The 19,794-nt window shown below is 39.7% G+C and carries 16 protein-coding genes; all 16 read left to right on the plus strand.

Annotated features, from left to right (window positions below; all coding sequences use genetic code 11):
• The first annotated feature begins 6 nt into the window (after positions 1 to 6).
• Positions 7 to 843 carry a carbohydrate ABC transporter permease gene (locus SFC47_RS22935; protein WP_411256887.1) on the plus strand — a complete coding sequence of 279 codons (837 nt, stop codon included), beginning with the start codon at positions 7 to 9 and terminating at the stop codon, positions 841 to 843.
• Positions 844 to 890: 47 nt separating this feature from the next.
• Positions 891 to 1,313, plus strand: a complete 423-nt coding sequence (locus tag SFC47_RS22940; RefSeq protein ID WP_411256888.1) for a hypothetical protein — start codon at positions 891 to 893, stop codon at positions 1,311 to 1,313.
• A gap of 87 nt (positions 1,314 to 1,400) precedes the next feature.
• The gene (locus SFC47_RS22945) at positions 1,401 to 3,200 is read left to right on the plus strand and encodes a glycoside hydrolase family 2 protein (RefSeq protein WP_411256889.1); all 1,800 of its coding nucleotides are present in this window, start codon (positions 1,401 to 1,403) and stop codon (positions 3,198 to 3,200) included.
• Positions 3,201 to 3,311: 111 nt separating this feature from the next.
• Positions 3,312 to 4,355, plus strand: a complete 1,044-nt coding sequence (locus SFC47_RS22950; protein WP_411256890.1) for an aldose epimerase family protein — start codon at positions 3,312 to 3,314, stop codon at positions 4,353 to 4,355.
• A 22-nt stretch (positions 4,356 to 4,377) separates the two neighbouring features.
• Positions 4,378 to 5,319 (plus strand): glycoside hydrolase family 43 protein, encoded by a 942-nt coding sequence (locus SFC47_RS22955; protein WP_411256891.1) that lies wholly within the window; start codon positions 4,378 to 4,380, stop codon positions 5,317 to 5,319.
• A gap of 258 nt (positions 5,320 to 5,577) precedes the next feature.
• On the plus strand, positions 5,578 to 6,759 hold the full coding sequence (locus tag SFC47_RS22960; protein WP_411256892.1) for a galactokinase: 1,182 nt from the start codon (positions 5,578 to 5,580) through the stop codon (positions 6,757 to 6,759).
• The gene (galE, locus tag SFC47_RS22965) at positions 6,756 to 7,745 is read left to right on the plus strand and encodes a UDP-glucose 4-epimerase GalE (RefSeq protein ID WP_411256893.1); all 990 of its coding nucleotides are present in this window, start codon (positions 6,756 to 6,758) and stop codon (positions 7,743 to 7,745) included. Before SFC47_RS22960 ends, galE begins: the two co-directional genes overlap by 4 nt.
• A gap of 5 nt (positions 7,746 to 7,750) precedes the next feature.
• Positions 7,751 to 9,232 (plus strand): UDP-glucose--hexose-1-phosphate uridylyltransferase, encoded by a 1,482-nt coding sequence (galT, locus tag SFC47_RS22970; RefSeq protein ID WP_411256894.1) that lies wholly within the window; start codon positions 7,751 to 7,753, stop codon positions 9,230 to 9,232.
• A 69-nt stretch (positions 9,233 to 9,301) separates the two neighbouring features.
• Positions 9,302 to 10,360 (plus strand): aldose epimerase family protein, encoded by a 1,059-nt coding sequence (locus SFC47_RS22975; protein ID WP_411256895.1) that lies wholly within the window; start codon positions 9,302 to 9,304, stop codon positions 10,358 to 10,360.
• 3 nt (positions 10,361 to 10,363) lie between these two features.
• Complete coding sequence (locus SFC47_RS22980) at positions 10,364 to 11,353, plus strand: LacI family DNA-binding transcriptional regulator (RefSeq protein ID WP_411256896.1); 990 nt, start codon at positions 10,364 to 10,366, stop codon at positions 11,351 to 11,353.
• Between the two features lie 138 nt (positions 11,354 to 11,491).
• Positions 11,492 to 12,487, plus strand: coding sequence for a sugar-binding protein (locus SFC47_RS22985; protein WP_411256897.1), 996 nt, complete (start codon positions 11,492 to 11,494; stop codon positions 12,485 to 12,487).
• Positions 12,488 to 12,489: 2 nt separating this feature from the next.
• Positions 12,490 to 13,974, plus strand: coding sequence for a sensor histidine kinase (locus tag SFC47_RS22990; RefSeq protein ID WP_411256898.1), 1,485 nt, complete (start codon positions 12,490 to 12,492; stop codon positions 13,972 to 13,974).
• Positions 13,949 to 15,535, plus strand: coding sequence for a response regulator (locus SFC47_RS22995; protein ID WP_411256899.1), 1,587 nt, complete (start codon positions 13,949 to 13,951; stop codon positions 15,533 to 15,535). The genes SFC47_RS22990 and SFC47_RS22995 overlap by 26 nt, the downstream gene beginning before the upstream one ends.
• 207 nt (positions 15,536 to 15,742) lie before the next feature.
• Positions 15,743 to 16,807: a galactose/glucose ABC transporter substrate-binding protein MglB gene (mglB, locus tag SFC47_RS23000; RefSeq protein WP_411256900.1), complete on the plus strand. Its 1,065-nt coding sequence runs from the start codon at positions 15,743 to 15,745 to the stop codon at positions 16,805 to 16,807.
• Between the two features lie 185 nt (positions 16,808 to 16,992).
• Positions 16,993 to 18,495, plus strand: coding sequence for a galactose/methyl galactoside ABC transporter ATP-binding protein MglA (gene mglA / locus SFC47_RS23005; protein WP_411256901.1), 1,503 nt, complete (start codon positions 16,993 to 16,995; stop codon positions 18,493 to 18,495).
• A 13-nt stretch (positions 18,496 to 18,508) separates the two neighbouring features.
• The gene (gene mglC, locus SFC47_RS23010) at positions 18,509 to 19,531 is read left to right on the plus strand and encodes a galactose/methyl galactoside ABC transporter permease MglC (protein ID WP_411256902.1); all 1,023 of its coding nucleotides are present in this window, start codon (positions 18,509 to 18,511) and stop codon (positions 19,529 to 19,531) included.
• The last annotated feature ends 263 nt before the right edge of the window (positions 19,532 to 19,794 follow it).

Genomic DNA, 19,794 nt, shown 5'->3' on the forward strand with positions numbered 1-19,794 from the left:
GTGTAGATGAAAGAAAATAAAACAACAAAGATTGTTGCATTTGTATTTTTGTTAATAATGGCCATAATATGGATTTTCCCGATTTTATGGGGAGTCTTCACTTCTTTTAAATCAGAAGAAGAAATTGTAGCAGCAGGTGTAAGCTTTTTGCCAATTCATTGGACTATAAACAATTATACTGAATTGCTGTTTAATAATGCCTCTAGTCCGGTGATTAAATGGTTTATCAACTCATTGATTATTGCAGTCAGCCACACGGTTTTAGTATTAATAGTGGTTGCCTTAGCATCCTATGGCTACACACGTTTAGAATTCAAGGGCCGTGACTTCCTATTTGGAATTTTGCTTGCATCTATGATGTTTCCAGGTGTTGTGAACTTAATTCCCTTATACAGTATCATGGATCAATTAGGCTGGGTAAACAATCTACTCGCTGTTATTGTTCCTGGAGCTGCGGGAGTTTTTAATATTTTCCTTGTTCGCCAGTTTGTTTTAGGGATACCAAAAACGTTTGATGAATCTGCTAGAATCGATGGCGCAAATGAGTTTCAAATCTTTTACTTGATTATCCTGCCGCTCATTAAGCCGGTATTAACGGTTGTAGCCTTGTTTAGTTTTACGGGGGCATGGAATGATTTCCTATGGCCGTCCATTGTTCTTAATGATATTGAGAAACTTCCAATAACTCCAGGGCTGCAGCTCCTTCAAGGGCAATACTTAACCTACCCTGGTATTGGAACGGCAGGAGCATTAATTGCGTTGATTCCTACTTTCCTTCTGTACTTGTTTGCCCAAAAGTACTTTATGCAGTCAATGTCTTTATCGTCGGGTGTAAAAGGATAGGGATTTAAGAGTCCAACCGGCATGTTCCATCTTGAGGAGTGAATGAAATGAACAGGTCTTTTGAACGGAAAATCATTTATGCGGCGAGCAGCTGGCAATTAATAACGGGTGCCATAACAGTATTCTTTTACTCGGTTACTCTAAAAAAACAGGGAGCAAATGTAGAAAATTTATCACTTCTAGAACAAAAGGGCGTTCAGTCCTTGTTTGATAGCCTCTATAGCTTTGCTGTCATTTATGGGCTCTTATTTATTGTCATTGCTGGCTTGAATATCATTTTTGTTAAGCGGCTTGTGAAGGATAATACACTTCAATACAAGCTTCCGATTTATTGGATTGTATTAGCTGCAGCATTTTATTTCTTAACAGATTTCATTAGTTTGACTTTAAGTCTCGTAGCTGCTGTTATTGCTTTGGCTAAAAACAAACCAATAAAAATCGCTTTAGATAATATGGATTATGAAACCTAAAGAATTAGGGGTCATTTAATAGTTCCAAAACAAACTTTCAAGGTCTATCTTGTTTTGGTATCAGAATAGACGTAAGGAGAGACGAACATGAATTTCAGACCAGAATATCCAAGACCACAATTAGTAAGAAAAGAATGGTTAAATTTGAACGGTGAATGGGACTTTGCTTTTGATGATGAAAATACGGGTGTTAAGGAAAAATGGTTTCAAACGGAAAGTGCCTTTAATCAAAAAATCAATGTTCCCTTTGCCTACCAAACCAAGTTAAGCGGGATTAATGATCCTAGCTTCCATGATCATGTCTGGTACCGCCGTGAATTTACTGTTCCAACACAATGGAAGGACCAAAGAGTCATTCTTCATTTCGGAGCGGTTGATTATCGGGCATGGGTCTATGTTAATGGACAGTACGTTGGGTACCATGAAGGCGGAAATGTTTCCTTCTCAATGGATGTTACCGATCATTTGGTTTGGGGGAACGAGACGCTGGTCGTAAGGGTTGAGGACCCTTCAACAGATGAGACCATACCTAGAGGAAAGCAGTTCTGGGTAGAGAAGTCCGATGCCATCTGGTATACACGCACAACAGGTATTTGGCAGACAGTTTGGTTAGAACCAGTAAGTTCAACAAGTATTTCTAAATTAAGATTAACTCCAGATATTGACCACGGAGATATTATTGTCGAGTTTGATGTTATAGGTGACTATCTTAATAAGAAAGTAGACGTTGAAATTAGTTTCAAGGGAGAAAGGGTTGTAAAGGATACAATCGAAGTATTTGAATCTTACAATAAGCGTTCGATTAATCTTTACAATCGGCAAATTTTCCGAACTTCCTTCCATCATATTGGCTGGAATTGGTCTCCGGAAAATCCCAATTTATTTGATATTAAAGTAAGTTTAAAAGAGGATGAAGTGACCTTGGACGAGGTTGACTCCTATTTTGGAATGAGGAAAGTTCACATTGAGAACGGAATGGTTTATTTAAATAACAAACCATACTATCAAAAATTAGTTCTTGACCAAGGTTATTGGCCAGAAGGTTTATTAACAGCTCCAACTGATGAAGATTTGAAGCGGGACATAGAACTAACAAAAGAAATGGGCTTTAACGGCTGCCGAAAACATCAAAAGGTTGAAGACCCTAGGTTCCTTTATTGGGCAGATCAGTTAGGATTCCTAGTATGGGGGGAATGTGCGGCATTTCCATCATACAGTGAGGATGCAGCTGCAAGATTAACTAGAGAATGGATTGAGATTATTGAACGAGATTACAATCATCCATCCGTAATCGCTTGGGTTCCGGTTAACGAGAGCTGGGGAGTGCCTAATATAAAAGGGAATAAACAACAGCAGCACCATTCGTTAGCCATGTATTATCTAATTCATTCCCTTGATACCACCCGCTTAGTGATTTCGAATGACGGATGGGAACTGACAGTGACAGATATTTGTGCAATTCACAATTATAATCATGGCAATTCAGATGAAAAAGCTAAATATGAAGAATATAAAGAATCACTTTCAACAAAAGAAAACCTGCTTCATTCAAAACCAGCACTCCGGGGTATTTATGCCGATGGCTTCGAGCACCAAGGGGAACCAATTTTATTAACAGAGTTTGGCGGTATTGGATTCAAGGTTGGAGAAGATAGCGGCTGGGGGTACACATCCGTTAAAAATGCCGAAGAATTTATTGAGGACTATCAGAGAGTAATGGAAGCCGTATATGCCTCAAAAGCATTACATGGCTACTGCTATACGCAATTAACAGATGTAGAACAAGAAATAAATGGTTTATTATCTTATAACAGAGAACCAAAGTGCGAGTTGTCGAAAATAAAGGAAATTAATGATATGTGGCACTCTAACAATGTAAAATTTTAAAGATTGTTACCTCCTTCTTAGAAATCGTTTGAACGGAACTGTTCAACGTTTTTTTAAGAGGGATATTTTTTAGATTCACCCAAATTTCTTAATAAGAATGGAGAAATGACCATGAAAATAGTAAAAGAGCAATTTGCTGAGTTTGACGGGAAGGTTGTCACATCCTATACGATGATTAATAAGAACGGCATGGAAGTAACAACAATTGATTACGGGTGTATCATTACAAAGATACTAGTACCAGACCGGGAAGGAATCGTTGAAAATGTTGTTTTAGGCTTTGATACGCTAAGTGAGTATCAAAAATATTCACCCTATTTTGGTGCCATAATAGGCAGGCATGCCGGTAGAATTGCAAATGCCGAATTTGAATTAGATGGTGTGAACTACCATTTAGCAAAAAATAATAATGGCAATCATCTGCACGGAGGTTTAGAAGGATTTGATAAGGTAATCTGGGATACTGAAGTCGTCGAAGAAGAGGAAGCTACAAGCCTTGTCTTCCACTATCTAAGTAAGGATGGAGAAGAAGGGTACCCGGGTAACTTAAAAATGAAGGTAACCTATACTTTAAACAATCAAAATGAACTCCAGCTATCTTATGAAGGAGTTAGTGATAAAAAAACAGTAGTCAATGTTACGAACCATGCTTATTTTAATTTAAGCGGAAATTTAAAGAGGGACACTTTGAACCATACACTCACTCTAAAGAGTGATCAATTCCTTGAATTGGATGAAGAACTCATTCCAACAGGGAAGATTTTGTCTGTAGAGAATACCGCATTTGATTTCAGGGCAGGACGTAGACTCATAGATGGAACAGTATCGAATGATCCCCAAAATGTCCTTGCAGGAAAAGGCTACGATCATCCGTTTCTTTTAAATGACAATAACAATAAAGAAATCCATTTGTTTGATGAAGAAAGTGGACGGGGACTGATTATTGAAACAAATCAGCCTGCGGTAGTACTATATGCAGGGACACAATTAGAAGATAACTTTTCTATTCGAGGAGTAAAATCAAAGAAATACCTTGGATTATGTTTAGAGACACAAGGTCTGCCAGATTCACTTAATCATCCTCAATTTCCATCTGCTATTTTAGAGAAGGATGAAGTGTATCATTCTATCACAACGTTTAAGTTTACAAACTAATAACAAGAAAAGGATAATTTGAATGCAGACAGGATTTCGTAAGGTAAAAAACGTAAAAACCGATATGATTCATGTTCGGGATCCGTTTATCTATACTTCTCATCAGGAGCAAAAGTATTACCTGTTTGGAACTACATTTGCTGATGGATGTGGTGACCAAGATCCCATATTTGAAGTATACGTCGGAGATAATCTTGAAGACTGGGAAGGTCCGTATGTCGCATTTCAACCGCCAAAAGGTTTTTGGGGTGTGAGGCACTATTGGGCACCAGAAGTATTTAAAATTGACGGTCGGTATTATATGTTTGCTTCTTTTAAGGGAGGAATAGGCGAACATCGGGGTACAGGCATATTGGTTTCGGATCATCCTGGAGGGCCATATGTCCCGCATAGTAATGGGCCAGTTACTCCAAAAGATTGGGAATGCTTGGATGGCACGTTTTATGAGGACAAGCATGGACAACGCTGGATGATATTTTGCCATGAATGGACGCAAATATATGAGGGCAGAATCAAAGCAATTCGCTTGTCACAAGATTTAAAGAGGTCTCTTGGTAATCCAGTAGACATTCTTAATGCAGCTGAAATGCCGTGGATTCGTCACTTTGGTGATCCACGGATTGAAAAAAACGGTTATCTAACAGATGCCCCATTTATGTATCAAGCGAAAAATGGAGAGCTTGTTATGTTATGGTCCAGTTACTCTGTTCCTGGTTATAGCGATAATGGATTGGGAGGATATACAGTCGCTGTTGCCAGGTCAAAAACAGCGGAAATTGAAGGTGATTGGGTACACGATCAAGAATTGTTACTGGACACCAATGCTGGACATTCCAGTCTATTCCGTGACTTAAACGGACAACTTTACCTATGCACACACTACCCAGACACACCCCATGGAAGCGAAAGACCGCTATTCATTAAGATGCTGGAAACAGAGGATGGAATCAAGGTCTCTACATAAAAAGAATTTGACCCTATAGAAAGTGTTTATTTCTTCATTTTTCGAATAGATGTATTCACAACAGAGCAATCTAACCGTGATTACATAAAGCTAGCTAAGAGCCTGATACTACAGGCTCTTTCTTTTTTCTCAGCCGTAATAAAAGGAAATACATGCAGCAGTGAAAAGTTTAGTAAAAATTTTAGTAAAAATTATTGTTTATTTTTACTAGGAGGATTAAAATAAACCTATAGGCAAGTTAAGTTGGAGGGACAATCAATGAACAACACAAAATTAACAGCTACTTTCAGAGAACTATTTGAGGCCCAGCCTGAGCAGGCATTCTTTGCTCCAGGGAGAATTAATCTAATAGGTGAACATACAGATTACAACGGCGGTCATGTATTTCCTTGTGCCATCACATATGGAACGTATGCTGCCGCAGGAAAAAGAGAGGACAATCTTGTCCGTCTTTATTCAGTAAACTTTCCGGACAAAGGCATTATTGAATTTGATTTAACTCAATTAGAGTATGATAAAGAGCACCATTGGGCGAATTACCCAAAAGGGATGATTCGTTATATTAAGGAAGCAGGTTTCGATATTCCGCAAGGCTTTGAGTGTGTTATTGAAGGCAATATCCCAAATGGAGCAGGTCTTTCATCTTCCGCATCTATTGAACTCTTAACTGGAGTGCTTGTAGACGGATTATTTAAATTGGGGATTCCGCGGCTCGATATGATTCAGATTGGTAAAAGAGTTGAAAATGAGTTCATCGGTGTCAACAGCGGCATAATGGACCAGTTTGCGATTGGAATGGGAAAAAAGGATGCTGGGATCCTGCTTGATTGCCAGACATTAAACTTTCAGTACGCACCAATCAAGCTTCTTGGGTACAAAATTTTAATCATGAATACCAACAAGCGAAGAGAGCTGGCAGATTCCAAATACAATGAGCGCCGCGGAGAATGTGAACAAGCATTAGCACAGCTCCAGCAAAAACTGTCAATCCAAGCACTTGGACAGCTGACGGAAGCAGAGTTTGATGAGAACCAAACGTTAATAACCGACGAAACAGTCCGAAAGCGTGCAAAGCATGCTGTGTATGAGAATGTTAGAACCCTTAAGGCACTGGAAGAATTAAAGGCTGGGAACCTTGAGGCGTTCGGACAGTTAATGAATCAATCGCATATTTCGCTCAGAGATGATTATGAAGTAACTGGGATAGAATTAGACAGCTTAGTGGAAGCTGCCTGGAAACAGCCTGGCGTACTTGGTGCCCGGATGACAGGAGCTGGATTCGGGGGCTGTGCGATTGCAATCGTAGAGGATGAACAGGTTGATAATTTTATCGCCAATGTTGGTGCAGCGTATCAAGACAAAATTGGATACCCAGCACATTTCTATGCAGCCAGCATCGGTGATGGCGCAAAAGAGATTCAGATGGGGGAATTTGAATGAGTATTCTTGTTTTAGGCGGAGCTGGTTATGTTGGCTCTCATGCCGTATACCAGCTAATTGATCAAGGGTCACAAGTTGTGGTCATCGATAATCTGCAAACGGGCCATCGTGATGCCATTCATCCAAATGCACATTTCTATGAGGGTGATATCCGCAGCCGCGAGTTTATGCGTTCTGTCTTTGAAAAAGAAAACATTGAAGCCATCTTGCATTTCGCTGCCAATTCCCTTGTTGGCGAATCGATGAGTGAGCCTTTAAAGTACTATGACAACAATGTATTTGGTACACAAATTGTCCTTGAAATGATGAAGGAATTTAATGTGAAGCACATCATTTTCTCTTCGACGGCTGCGGTTTATGGAGAACAGAAGGTTGTGCCGATTACGGAAGAGGCGGAAACTCTGCCAACGAACACCTATGGTGAAACCAAGCTTACCATGGAAAAAATGATCGCTTGGTGTGAAAAGGCGTTTGATCTTAAATACGTTTCATTACGGTATTTTAACGTCGCATCGGCAAGAAGCGGCGGGGAAATTGGAGAAGATCATAACCCTGAAACACATTTAATTCCCGTAGTTTTAGAAGCTGCTTTAGGAAAAAGACCGGCTGTTACCGTTTTTGGGCAGGATTATGACACTAAGGACGGGACTTGTGTTCGTGATTATATCCATGTAGAAGACTTAATTGATGCACATCTTCTTGCTCTTAAATATCTACAAAATGGCGGAGAAAGTAATGTGTTTAATCTTGGCAGCAGTCAGGGATTTTCGGTGAATGAAATAATCGAGACAGCAAAAGAAGTAACGGGTATTGATATTCCAGTTCAAATCGGTGAACGCCGTTCTGGTGACCCTAGTACGTTAATTGCCTCGTCAGAAAAAGCCAAAAGCGTCCTTGGGTGGAATCCAACTAGAACATCGATACACCAAATCATCAGCGATGCTTGGAATTGGCACCAGCATCATCCAAATGGATATGAGAGGTGAGTGGAATGATTTATCAATTAATCCAACAATTAATCAATCAAGCCATCGCTAGTAATTTAATGGAGCCAAGTGATGAAATCTATGCCCGCAATCAAATTCTTTCTCTTCTGCATTTAGGGGAGTTTAAGGAATGTGGCACAGAGACTCAGTTAGATACTCCAGATTTGCTTGAACAATTGGCTGAATACGCATGTGAACAGGGAATCATTGAAGATATTTTTGATGAAAAAGAGATTTTTACTAGTAAAATCATGAATTGCTTTATGGCTCGCCCATCAACCGTAAATCAGCTGTTTTACGAAAAATATAACCAAAATCCAATAGAGGCGACAGAGTATTTTTATGAATTAAGTAAAAATAGTAACTATATTCAGATGAAGCGGATTCGAAATAATATTGAATACAAGGTAGACACGAAATACGGTGAACTGGATATTACCATAAATCTATCGAAACCAGAAAAAGACCCAAAAAGTATCGAGCGTGAACTTGCTGCTAAAAAGAATGACTATCCGAAATGCCTGCTTTGTGTTGAGAATGAAGGATATGCAGGGAGAATTGGTCACCCGGCACGCTCTAATCACCGCATGATTAGGATGAATCTTCAAGGGGAGAATTGGTTCCTGCAGTATTCTCCATATGTTTATTATAATGAACATTGTATTGTCTTATCAGAGGAACACAGGGATATGAAGATTACTGCAGATGCCCTGAAGCGTCTTTTAAGCTTTGTCGAGCAGTTTCCTCATTATTTTGTTGGATCTAATGCTGATTTGCCGATTGTCGGTGGTTCGATTTTGTCACACGACCATTATCAGGGCGGGCATTATGACTTTGCAATGGCAAAAGCAGAAGATGATTGGAACTTTGAGTTAGATAGGTTCCCAGATATCCAGGGTTCCGTAGTGAATTGGCCTATGTCTGTGATCCGATTACGATCCAAGGAAATTGGACACCTCGTGGAGGCGGGAGAACATATTCTATCCACATGGAGAAATTACAGTGACGAATCAGTAGAAATTCGTGCGAACACGGGCGATACCCCGCATAATACGATTACTCCAATTGCACGGAAGAAAAATGATTTATATGAATTAGATTTAGTTCTGCGAAATAATAGGACGAGTGAGGAACATCCCCTTGGAATTTTTCACCCTCACCAGGACGTTCATCATATTAAGAAAGAAAACATTGGTCTCATCGAGGTAATGGGCTTAGCCGTTTTACCAGCGCGCTTGAAGGATGAGCTTAGAGAAGTTGAAAAGTTCATTCTCGGAGAAACCCAAACTGTTGCTAATTATCATCTGGATTGGGCAAAAGGTTTAAAAGAACAATATCAATCTATAGCTTCACCATCAACCGTTGAATCAATTGTAAGAGAAGAGACTGGTAAGAAATTTTTAAAAGGATTAGAAGATGCCGGGGTTTATAAGCGAAACGAAGAAGGAAAAGCAGGGTTCAAGCGTTTTATCATGTCTTTATCCTAAGGTTAAGTGCTGACAGCATGTGTTGACACAAGTGTTTATAACTTTAAAGCAAGTAATGGAGTGGAATGGATGAAAATAATAAAAAAAGAATTCGGACGTCTACATGACGAGTCCGTAATGGAGTATACCCTTGTGAACGATGCAGGAATGTCGGTGTCATGCCTTAATTACGGGTGTATTATTACGAAAATAATGGTCCCTGACAAGAAGGGGAAGATTGAAAATGTAGTGCTGGGGTTTGAAAATTTGGAGGATTACATTGATTTGTCCCCTTATTTTGGCTCTGCTGTCGGCAGAGTGGCTGGAAGAATTAATAAAGCAGAGTTTGAGTTAGATGGAGAAGTGTACCAATTGACACCGAATGAAGGTCCTAACCATTTACATGGCGGTAAACAGGGATTTCACAATGTTATTTGGAAGACCGAAACCATTGAAAACGAGAATGAGGCAGGGATTAAATTTTTCTATCGAAGCAAGGATGGAGAAGAAGGCTATCCTGGAAATTTGGATACCACCATACTCTACCTTTTAAATAATCAAAATGAGCTGACCATTAGCTATGAAGCGGTAACAGATAAAAAGACAATCGTTAATCTAACGAATCATTCCTATTTTAACTTAAGCGGCAATATTAAAAGAGATTGTTCTGAGCACATTCTACAATTAGAAAGCGACCGCTTTTTAGAGCTGGGTTCAGATTTGATTCCTACTGGAAGACTGGTAGATGTAACAAACACACCTTTTGATTTTAGACATGGCCGTTTATTAATGTCGGGAATGAAATCTGACTATCCACAAAATGTGCTTGCTGGAAATGGTTATGACCACCCGCTCACTTTTACTAAAAAGGGAGAAAATACAGTGGTGTTAAGTGAAAAAGAGAGCGGCAGGACGTTAATGGTGACAACAGATCAGCCATGCGTAGTTCTTTATACATCGAATCAATTAGAAGGTCCTTTTTCAATATCTGGTGTTAGAGCAAGGAACTACTTAGGTGTATGTTTAGAAACGCAAGGTCTGCCTGACGCGATTAATCAGCCAGATTTTCCAAGCATCGTGTTAATACCGGAGGATGTATATCGTGCACAAACGAAATATCGCTTTTTTTCTAATACAATAGGAGTTTGATAAATGGCTACAATAAAGGATATTGCAGAATTAGCCGGAGTTTCCATCGCAACAGTATCCCGAGTATTAAATTATGATAGTTCTTTATCTGTCGGTGATGAAACAAAAAAGAGAATCTTTGAGATTGCGGAGCAGCTCTCTTATAAAAAGAAACCAGCTAGAAAAGCAGATACCGGAAAAATTGCCCTTTTGCAGTGGTATACGGAAAAGGAAGAATTAGAAGATTTATATTATATGTCGATTCGGCTTGGGGTTGAAAATCAATCCCGACAATCGGGCTTATCTGTAGCTAAATATTTTCAAGATAACTATGAGAGTCTAAAAAAGGATGAAATTCAAGGACTTATTGCAATCGGAAAGTTTAGCGAAAAACAAATTACGGATTTAGTTTCAATCACCAATAATATTGTTTTTGTGGATACCTCTCCTGATGAAGAACAGTTCGATTCGATTGTGATTGATTTTGAAAAAGCCACAAAGAAAGTTATCGACCATTATCTGGATCATGGACATGAGAAAATAGGTTATATCGGCGGAAGCGAAGTTTTCAAAGATCAAGCTTCGCTGATTGAGGACCAAAGAGAGGCTACCTTCAAGTCTTATCTAAATGAGAAACAGCTCTTGAATGAGGCGTATATGTATATAGGGTCATTCTCCGTGAGTGATGGTCACTCTCTGATGAAAAAGGCAATAAAAGAGCATGGGGAAAACCTGCCGACTGCTTTTTTTGCAGCTAGTGATTCGCTTGCAGTGGGAGCACTCAGGGCTCTATTAGAAGAAGGAATTCCAGTTCCAGGCAGGGTTAACATCATTGGTGTCAACGACATCAGCATCTCCAAATACGTCTTTCCATCATTAAGCACTGTAAAAGTCTTTACCGAGCTGATGGGAGAAACAGCCGTCAACACCCTGGCAGAAAGAATCGAAGGACGGAAAATCGCAAAAAAAATAACCATCTCCACCCAGCTCATCATACGAGACAGCAGCTCTTAAAATCAATATAAAAACACAAATGTCCACCTCAGGTGGACATTTGTGTTTTTATGGTGACAGGCACCATTTAGCATTGTCGAATTTTGGGCTATTCCGTATAATATTTTTTATCTAGTCTGATAACAATGGAGTTGTTTTATGAGCAGATTGACGAAGGCAGCATATGGTGTGGGGATTTTGTGTTTTCTTGTGAGTTGTGCCTTTTCGATTTTTTATGGTTACAAGGTTGTCAGTCATGATTTGCCTGCAGAGGGGAAAACGATGGAAACGTTTAATTATCATTTTGTGCTGGTTCCGGAGGAGTTAGACAATGACTACTGGCGGCTTGTTGAAGAAGGAGCACAGAAGGCTGCGGTGGAACATGGTGTTTTATTAGAATATGCCGGACCGAAGCAGGCGAACATCGATGAACATTTAAAAACGATTGAAATGTCTTTGGCCTCTAAAGTCGATGGGATTATTACGCAGGGCTTAAGTGATGAGCCATTTACCCCATTAATTAATAGAGTGGTAGAAAAAATTCCTGTGATAACGATTGATACAGATGCGGCCAATAGTAACCGGATGGCTTATATTGGAACAGACAATTATTATTCTGGTTTTTTGGCAGGTAAGGCTTTAACTGAGGATACGAATGGTCAGGCGAATGTAGCCATCATTACCGGAAGTTTCTATGCGAATCATCAGCAGCAGCGTGTACAAGGTTTTCGTGACGCAGTGGCAAATGAACACGGAATCAAAATCATTACGGTGGAAGAATCTGAAATCAGCCGGGTTCGAGCCGCTGAAAAGGCATATCAAATACTGGAGGATTACCCTGAAGTCACTGCGTTCTATGGAACAAGTGCCCTAGATGCAATAGGCATTGCCCAAGTAGTCGATAAGTTTAGGGAAAAGAATGAAGTTTATATTATTGGATTTGATACACTGCCTGAAACACTAAAATATATTAAAAAGGGCAACATTAAGGCAACTGTAGTCCAAGAACCTTTTGAAATGGGCTACAAGGCGGTAATAATGATGATCGATTTAATCGAAGGCAAGAAGGTTCCTCCTGTTATTCATACGAATACCCGGATCATGAGAGAAGAAGATTTACCTGAAATGAAACAGCTCATAGGGGAGGAAGGCTGATCATGTTATTTCGAATTCGTTCCAAACTATTACTCTATTTTATAGTCCTTGTTGTGCTGTTAACGTCTGTTGGCGTTCTATTTTATCAAAGCAGTGAAACCCTTATCAATGAATATGATGATAGTTTTGAACGGTTTCTCATGTTAAATGATATCTCTCAAAGGACCACTGTCATTACGGAAAACCTGAAAGGGTATTTGTTAGATAAGGAAACCTCCTATTTAAAAGACTATAATCTTGAAAAATCAAAGCTGCAGCATGACCAGTGGCTATTTAATAAAGAAATGCAGTCAAGTGATTCAGCGGTTATTAATTATCAAAATATGATCAATAGCTTTTTAGAGGAATGTGACGCAACCATTGAAGCTTTTCATAAAGACAATATTAATGAATATTCGAATCATCTCAATGAAGCAATGAAAATAGCAGGATTCCTGCAAGAAAGTACGCTTGCACTCTTAAATAATAAGCTGACAGATTATCAAAATTTCTATGATCAAATGGAAAGACAAAATCATTATTATAAATTATTGTCTTTTTCTCTGTTCTCGTCTGCCTTTTTTCTTAGCACCTTAATCGCTCTGTGGGTGTCAGGAGGTATTACAAAACCCATTACACTTCTATCTGAGGCGGCACGGCAAATATCAAAAGGTAATCTCTCTGGTGAAGATATCAAGATCACGACCAAGGATGAATTAAGGCCTTTAACACAAACCTTTAACGAAATGCGGTCAAATCTAAGGCAATTGGTAACCGAGATTAAACAGAAATCAGAGCTTGATAAGCTTCTGAAAGAATTAGAGCTTAGAAGTCTTCAAAATCAAATTAATCCACATTTTCTGTTCAATACTTTGAATACGGTTTCAAAGATGGCTTATCTAGAGGATGCAGAACATACGTCTCGATTAATTGAATCCGTTGCAGCACTGCTGCGCTATAACCTTGGCGGTGATTTGAATAAAGCCGCCACTCTAAGGGATGAGGTCAATATTGTGAAGGAGTACTTTTTTATTCAACAAACTAGATTTGGCGACCGGATTCAATTCATAACGGAAATAGATGAGGAATGTTTAGACATTGAAATTCCTAGTCTAACCCTTCAGCCATTAATCGAAAATGCCTTTATACATGGTGTTGAATCGTATGAGGAAAATGCTGAAATCATGCTTCATATATACAAATGCAATGACAGAATTAATGTGGAGATCAAAGATAATGGCGATGGAATGGATGAAACTACCCAAAATAGATTGCTTAAACTTGTAAGCGGAACAGAAGTGGAAGAAGGATATGAAAAAGAAAAGTCAAAAGGACATTCAACCGGCATCGGTGTAAAAAATGTCATTCGCAGACTTCAGCTTTTTTACAATCAAAAAGATATCATTGAAATTCAATCAGAGTTACGTGAAGGGACAACGTTTAGACTGACCATTCCAAGCGTTGGAAAAGGAGGAAGTGAGCTTGTTGAAAGTTCTAATTGTGGATGATGAGGTTCTGGAACGAAAAGCATTGACGAAGATCATAAACAGCTCTTCTCTAGACGTAATGGTAATGGGGGAAGCACCTAATGGAAGAAAGGCCATTGAAATGGCTGAAGAGCTCAAGCCTGATATCATTTTTATGGATATTAAAATGCCCGGAATCGATGGTGTCCAAGCTGTAAAGGAGATCAAAAAAAGGAATCATGGGATTCGCTTCATTATGGTTTCAGCCTTTAATACATTTGAATATGCCAAAGAAGTTATGCAGCAAGGTGTAAAGGAATACATCTTAAAACCTAGTAGAAAACAAGATATTCTTGAGAGTTTACAGCGTGTTTCAACAGAAATACATGAAGAGAAAAAGTCGATGAGAGAAAAGCAAAGCTTGGTGGAAAACCTTGACCGTGCTGTTTCCATTGCCCAGAAAGAGTGGGTATCTTCCTTGATAATGAACCAGGTCCAAGATATTTCCTTTGATGAATGGAGTCAACTGTTAGGGGTGGAAATGAACTCTGGATATATAATGCTGTGCTCCCTCCTGCCCAAGGTAAAGGGGGAACTTGACGTACAAATAAAACAAGACTTTTATTTATGGCTTAAGGAAGTCTTGAGAACCATCGTGAAAAAGGAAGAAGTGATGATAGGACCGATGACAGCTTCTCAAGTTCCTGTTTTATTCCTTAGTCAGCAGCTGCTGGAAAAAGCTCACTTTAAAACAAGTGCACAGCAGACCATTGAAAGTCTATTAAGCTCTTTTTCAAAGAAACAAATGAATGCCGACCTAAGAATTGGGGTAGGACTCCCATATAGCCAAGGTCATGAGCTGAACAAATCTTACCATGAAGCGGTAGTGGCGCTGGAGCACCTATTAAAAACAACAAACCGAAAATATTTATTTAGCAGTAAACAAGGCGCAGCAGAGATGCCTTCTCTATCAGATTTGCTTGAAATTGAAAAAAAATTGCTGGAAGGTGTCCGGCAGGGTGACCTGAATCAAGTGATGTTTATCTTTGATTCGTTTGTAACTAAACTGAATGGTAACAAAGGATTAAAAGCAGCAGTTGTGAAAAAATCGTTCGATGAATTGTTTATCCTTCTTTCACGAATGATGCACGACTTAGGGATTCATTTCGAAGGGTCATTAGGGTTTGACGAAATAGATGACACAAACACCATTCTAGAACAAGGAAAAGCCCATTTACTTTCAGTTGTGAAGCATGTTCAGCTGTGGAGAAACAGTCATGCAAAGGGAATGCTGCATAAAGCAAAGGAGTATATTGAAAACCATTATGCTGATTCTATTACGCTGGAACAGGTAGCAGAGTATGTGGAGTTAAGCCCATTTTATTTAAGTAAATTGTTTAAAGACCGGTTTGGGATGACCTTCATCGATTACGTCACTGAAGTAAGAATCAAGCAGGCAAAGCTTGAAATGGTGGATGCATCAAAGAGCTTAAAGGAAATATGCTATTCTGTCGGCTATAAGGACCCGAATTATTTTAGCCGTGTCTTTAAAAAACAGACAGGCTTATCTCCGTCTGAATTCCGCAGGGAAACAGCAGGTTAATAGAATAATAGTGAAAAAGACCGATTCAAGATTGAGTCGGTCTTTTTGCGTGTACAAAATAATCTAGGAAATCGCAAATTTGTGCTATAGGTTAGAACTATTGACCGAAAACCTCCGGTGTTACCATATGTGTAAGGGCTTTCAGTGAGGTAAAGGTAAGTGAAGTTACCGGAGCCTTTAATCAAAAAGCAAAAGGAGAAGGATGACATGATTAAAAAGAAAAAAGGGTTAATTCTATCTTTAACAGTTGCCTCTAGCATTCTATTAGCAACTGGCTGCGGCAGTTCAGATGCAAATTCTACAGAATCCAATAAGGGCAAGGACAGCGACCTGCCAGCAGTGGGTGCAACCATTTATAAATTTGATGATAACTTCATGTCTTATGTTCGCCGGGCAATGGAAACTGCAGCAGACGGTAAAGTGAACTTAATGCTGAATGACTCGCAAAATGACCAAGCCAAGCAGGTTGAACAAGTAGACACCCTTATCGCAAAAGGTGCAAAATCACTCGCTATCAACCTAGTAGATCCTAAAGCTGCACAAACAATAATTGATAAAGCAAAGGTGAAGGATATTTCGGTTATCTTCTTTAACAAAGAGCCGGATGCAAGTGTATTAAAAGGCTATGAAAAAGCTTACTATGTCGGAACGACTTCATCAGAATCAGGCGTGCTTCAAGGCGAACTAATCGCGAAGGCTTGGGAAGCTAATAAAGATAAATGGGATAAAAATGGTGACGGAAAGCTTCAGTATGTTTTATTAAAAGGTGAACCAGGGCATCCAGACGCAGAAGCTCGTACGAAGTTCGTTGTTGATACCTTGAAGGAAAAAGGAATCCAGGTGGATGAACTAGCGCTGGATACAGGTATGTGGGATGCCATGAAGGCAACCGAAAAAATGGATGCTTGGATTGCGAAATACAACGAAAATATTGAATTTGTCATTGCTAATAACGACGGTATGGCTTTAGGTGCAATTGCTTCCCTTGAAAAGGCAGGATACTTCTCAGGTGATAAGTATATGCCGGTTGTTGGTGTAGACGCGATTCCAGAAGCACTTGAAATGATTGAAAAAGGAAAAATGGTTGGATCAATCTTAAATGACGCGAAGAACCAAGGTGCAGCTACTGTTCAGCTAGCCGCAAATGCAGCAAACGGTAAGGACGTATTAGACGGAACAGAATGGAAACTAGACGATGCTAAAGCCGTGCGTGTTCCTTACATTGAGATTACAAAAGACAATATTCAAGTTGGAAAAGACGCGTATAAATAAGAATTTATGTGTGAGCGCCTAGTCCGGGGGCAGCCTCTATGGCGCTCCTCGAACAAAGGAAAAGGATCCATCATTCTTTTCCTTCGTTCGGGGTTATGTTTCAAGTACATCATGAAACAGGACTGTTGAAATCACAATATTAATAAAAAATTCCAAGTTAACTGGTTAGGCAAGGAGGTTTAAGCATGTCAGAGGCAAGTTCGAACAATTTACTTGAAATGATTAATTTAACAAAAAGATTTCCAGGCGTCATTGCTTTAAATAATGTATCCCTGAAAGTGAAGGCTGGGTCCGTACATGCCTTAATGGGTGAGAATGGTGCTGGAAAATCAACCTTAATGAAATGCTTATTCGGCATCTATTCCATGGATGAAGGGAAAATCCTGTTAGATGGTAAAGAGGTATCATTCGCAAACTCCAAGCAAGCCCTTGAAAACGGAGTTTCAATGGTCCACCAGGAACTGAACCAGGTCCGTCAGCAAAATGTAATGGATAATATTTGGCTGGGAAGATATCCGAAAAAAGGGATCTTTATTGATGAGAAAAAGATGTATGAGGATACCGCAGCTATTTTTAAAAGTCTAGATATCAATATTGACCCGCGAAGCAAAGTAGCAAGCTTGTCGGTCTCAGAGATGCAGATGGTGGAAATTGCAAAGGCTGTTTCGTATCATTCAAAACTCATCGTGATGGATGAACCAACTTCCTCTCTTACTGAAAAAGAAGTAAATCATTTATTTACGATTATTCGAAAGCTGCAGAGTGATAACGTAGCGATTATCTATATTTCACACAAAATGGAAGAAATTTTGAAAATCTCTGACGAAGTGACTATCATGCGTGACGGTCAGTATATTGCAACGAAAAGTGCGAAGGACTTAACAACCGACGAAATCATTAAGCTCATGGTTGGCCGCGACTTATCACAGCGGTTTCCTGAAAAGATTAATCAACCTGGAGACGTAATTCTAAAGGTAAAGGATTTAACTGCTGAAACAGAAGGGTCCTTCTCGAATATTAACTTTGAGTTGAGAAAAGGAGAAATCCTAGGTGTCGCTGGTCTTGTCGGCTCCAAACGTACAGAGGTGATGGAGGCGCTGTTTGGCATCAGAGGAATCAAATCAGGCAGTATTGAGCTAAATGGAAAAGTCGTTAAGAATAATTCTCCGCAGCATGCGATTAAAAATGGATTTGCACTCGTGACGGAAGAAAGACGAACGACGGGGATTTATCCACAGCTCAGCATTAGCTTTAACTCGATTATTGCGAACCTGCCCTCGTATCAAAAAGGGTTGTTTCTATCAGAAAGCAAAGTCCATGATGATACAAAATGGGTAATTGATTCAATGAAAGTCAAAACGCCATCACAAAAAACGCCAATCGGAAGTCTTTCCGGCGGTAACCAGCAGAAGGTAATCATCGGCCGCTGGCTGCTTACAAAGCCGGAAATCCTGTTGTTGGATGAACCGACAAGGGGAATCGACGTTGGTGCAAAGTTTGAAATTTACCAGTTAATTAATGAATTAGCAGCTGAAGGAAAAGGGATTATCATGATTTCTTCAGAAATGCCTGAACTTCTTGGTGTTACAGACAGAATTTTAGTAATGAGTAATGGAAGAGCAGCCGGAATCGTAGACACAAAGACAACCACGCAAGAAGAAATAATGCGTCTGGCAGCGTTGTATTAGGAGGAGAAGCAAAATGAATACTCAAGCCACAAAAAAGTCGAATGTTGTAAAATGGCTGTTTGATAATGTAATTTATGTATTTTTAATACTATTAGTAATTGGAATTGTCATTGCATCTCCTGACTTCTTGTCCATGACTAACTTAATTAACATCCTAAGTCAGTCCTCTTCAAGGATCATTATTGCCCTTGGTATAGCGGGTATCTTGATTCTAGGCGGAACCGACTTATCAGCAGGACGAATGGTCGGGCTGGCAGCAGTTGTCTCAGCATCTTTGCTCCAAGCAGGTGATTATGCGTATAAAATGTATCCAAACCTTCCAGAATTACCATTGTTTATTCCGATTTTAATTGCAATGGCTGTAACGGGACTGTTTGGTACCTTAAATGGTTTTATTGTATCTAAGTTTCACGTACCGCCTTTTATCGCAACTCTAGGGATGATGATTGGTGTATACGGAGTCACTTCAATCTACTTTGACCGTCCGCCATATGGTGCGCAGCCAATCGGAGGATTAAGTGAAAGCTTTACCACCTTCGCGCAAAAGGGAATAAAAATAGGTCAATATGAATTTCCATTCCTGATTTTATATGCAATTGCGTTTTCAATCATTATTTGGGTGCTTTGGAATAAAACACAGCTTGGTAAGAATATGTATGCAATCGGCGGAAATGCGGAAGCAGCAAAGGTTTCCGGCGTTAATGTTGCCAAAAACATTATTATCATTTATATGATTGCCGGTCTCCTGTACGGATTCTCAGGTACTTTAGAGGCTGGACGTGTGGGAAGTGCCACCAACAACACCGGTAATATGTACGAGTTAGATGCCATCGCAGCCTGCGTGGTCGGCGGTGTATCTCTATCTGGCGGGATTGGAACAGTTCCTGGAGTAATAACAGGGGTTCTAATCTTCCAAGTCATCAACTACGGTTTAGCTTTCCTAGGTGTAAGTCCATACATTCAGTTCATTGTAAAAGGCGCGATCATTATCGTTGCAGTTGCTTTTGATATGCGGAAACATGCGAAGAAGAAATAACGATAAAGGGCATTCCCAAGAGGGGAGTGTCCTTTCTTTTGCTTCAATCAGTGGAGGGAATACTATAGAATAGAAGGTAAATAATGTATCCATGCAGTGTGTGGAAGCGCGAGGGTCTATTGTGCCCGAAGAAGTACCGGGGTACGGATTTGGGTAACAAACAAGCGCTGATTGTGCCCGAAGAAGTGAGTGGGAATGAATTTGGGTAACAATCAAGTGCGGATTGTGCCCGAAGAAGTGAGTGGGTACGGATTTGGGTAACA

It is taken from the genome of Neobacillus niacini, assembly GCF_046591715.1.
GTDB lineage: Bacteria > Bacillota > Bacilli > Bacillales > Cytobacillaceae > Neobacillus > Neobacillus niacini_L.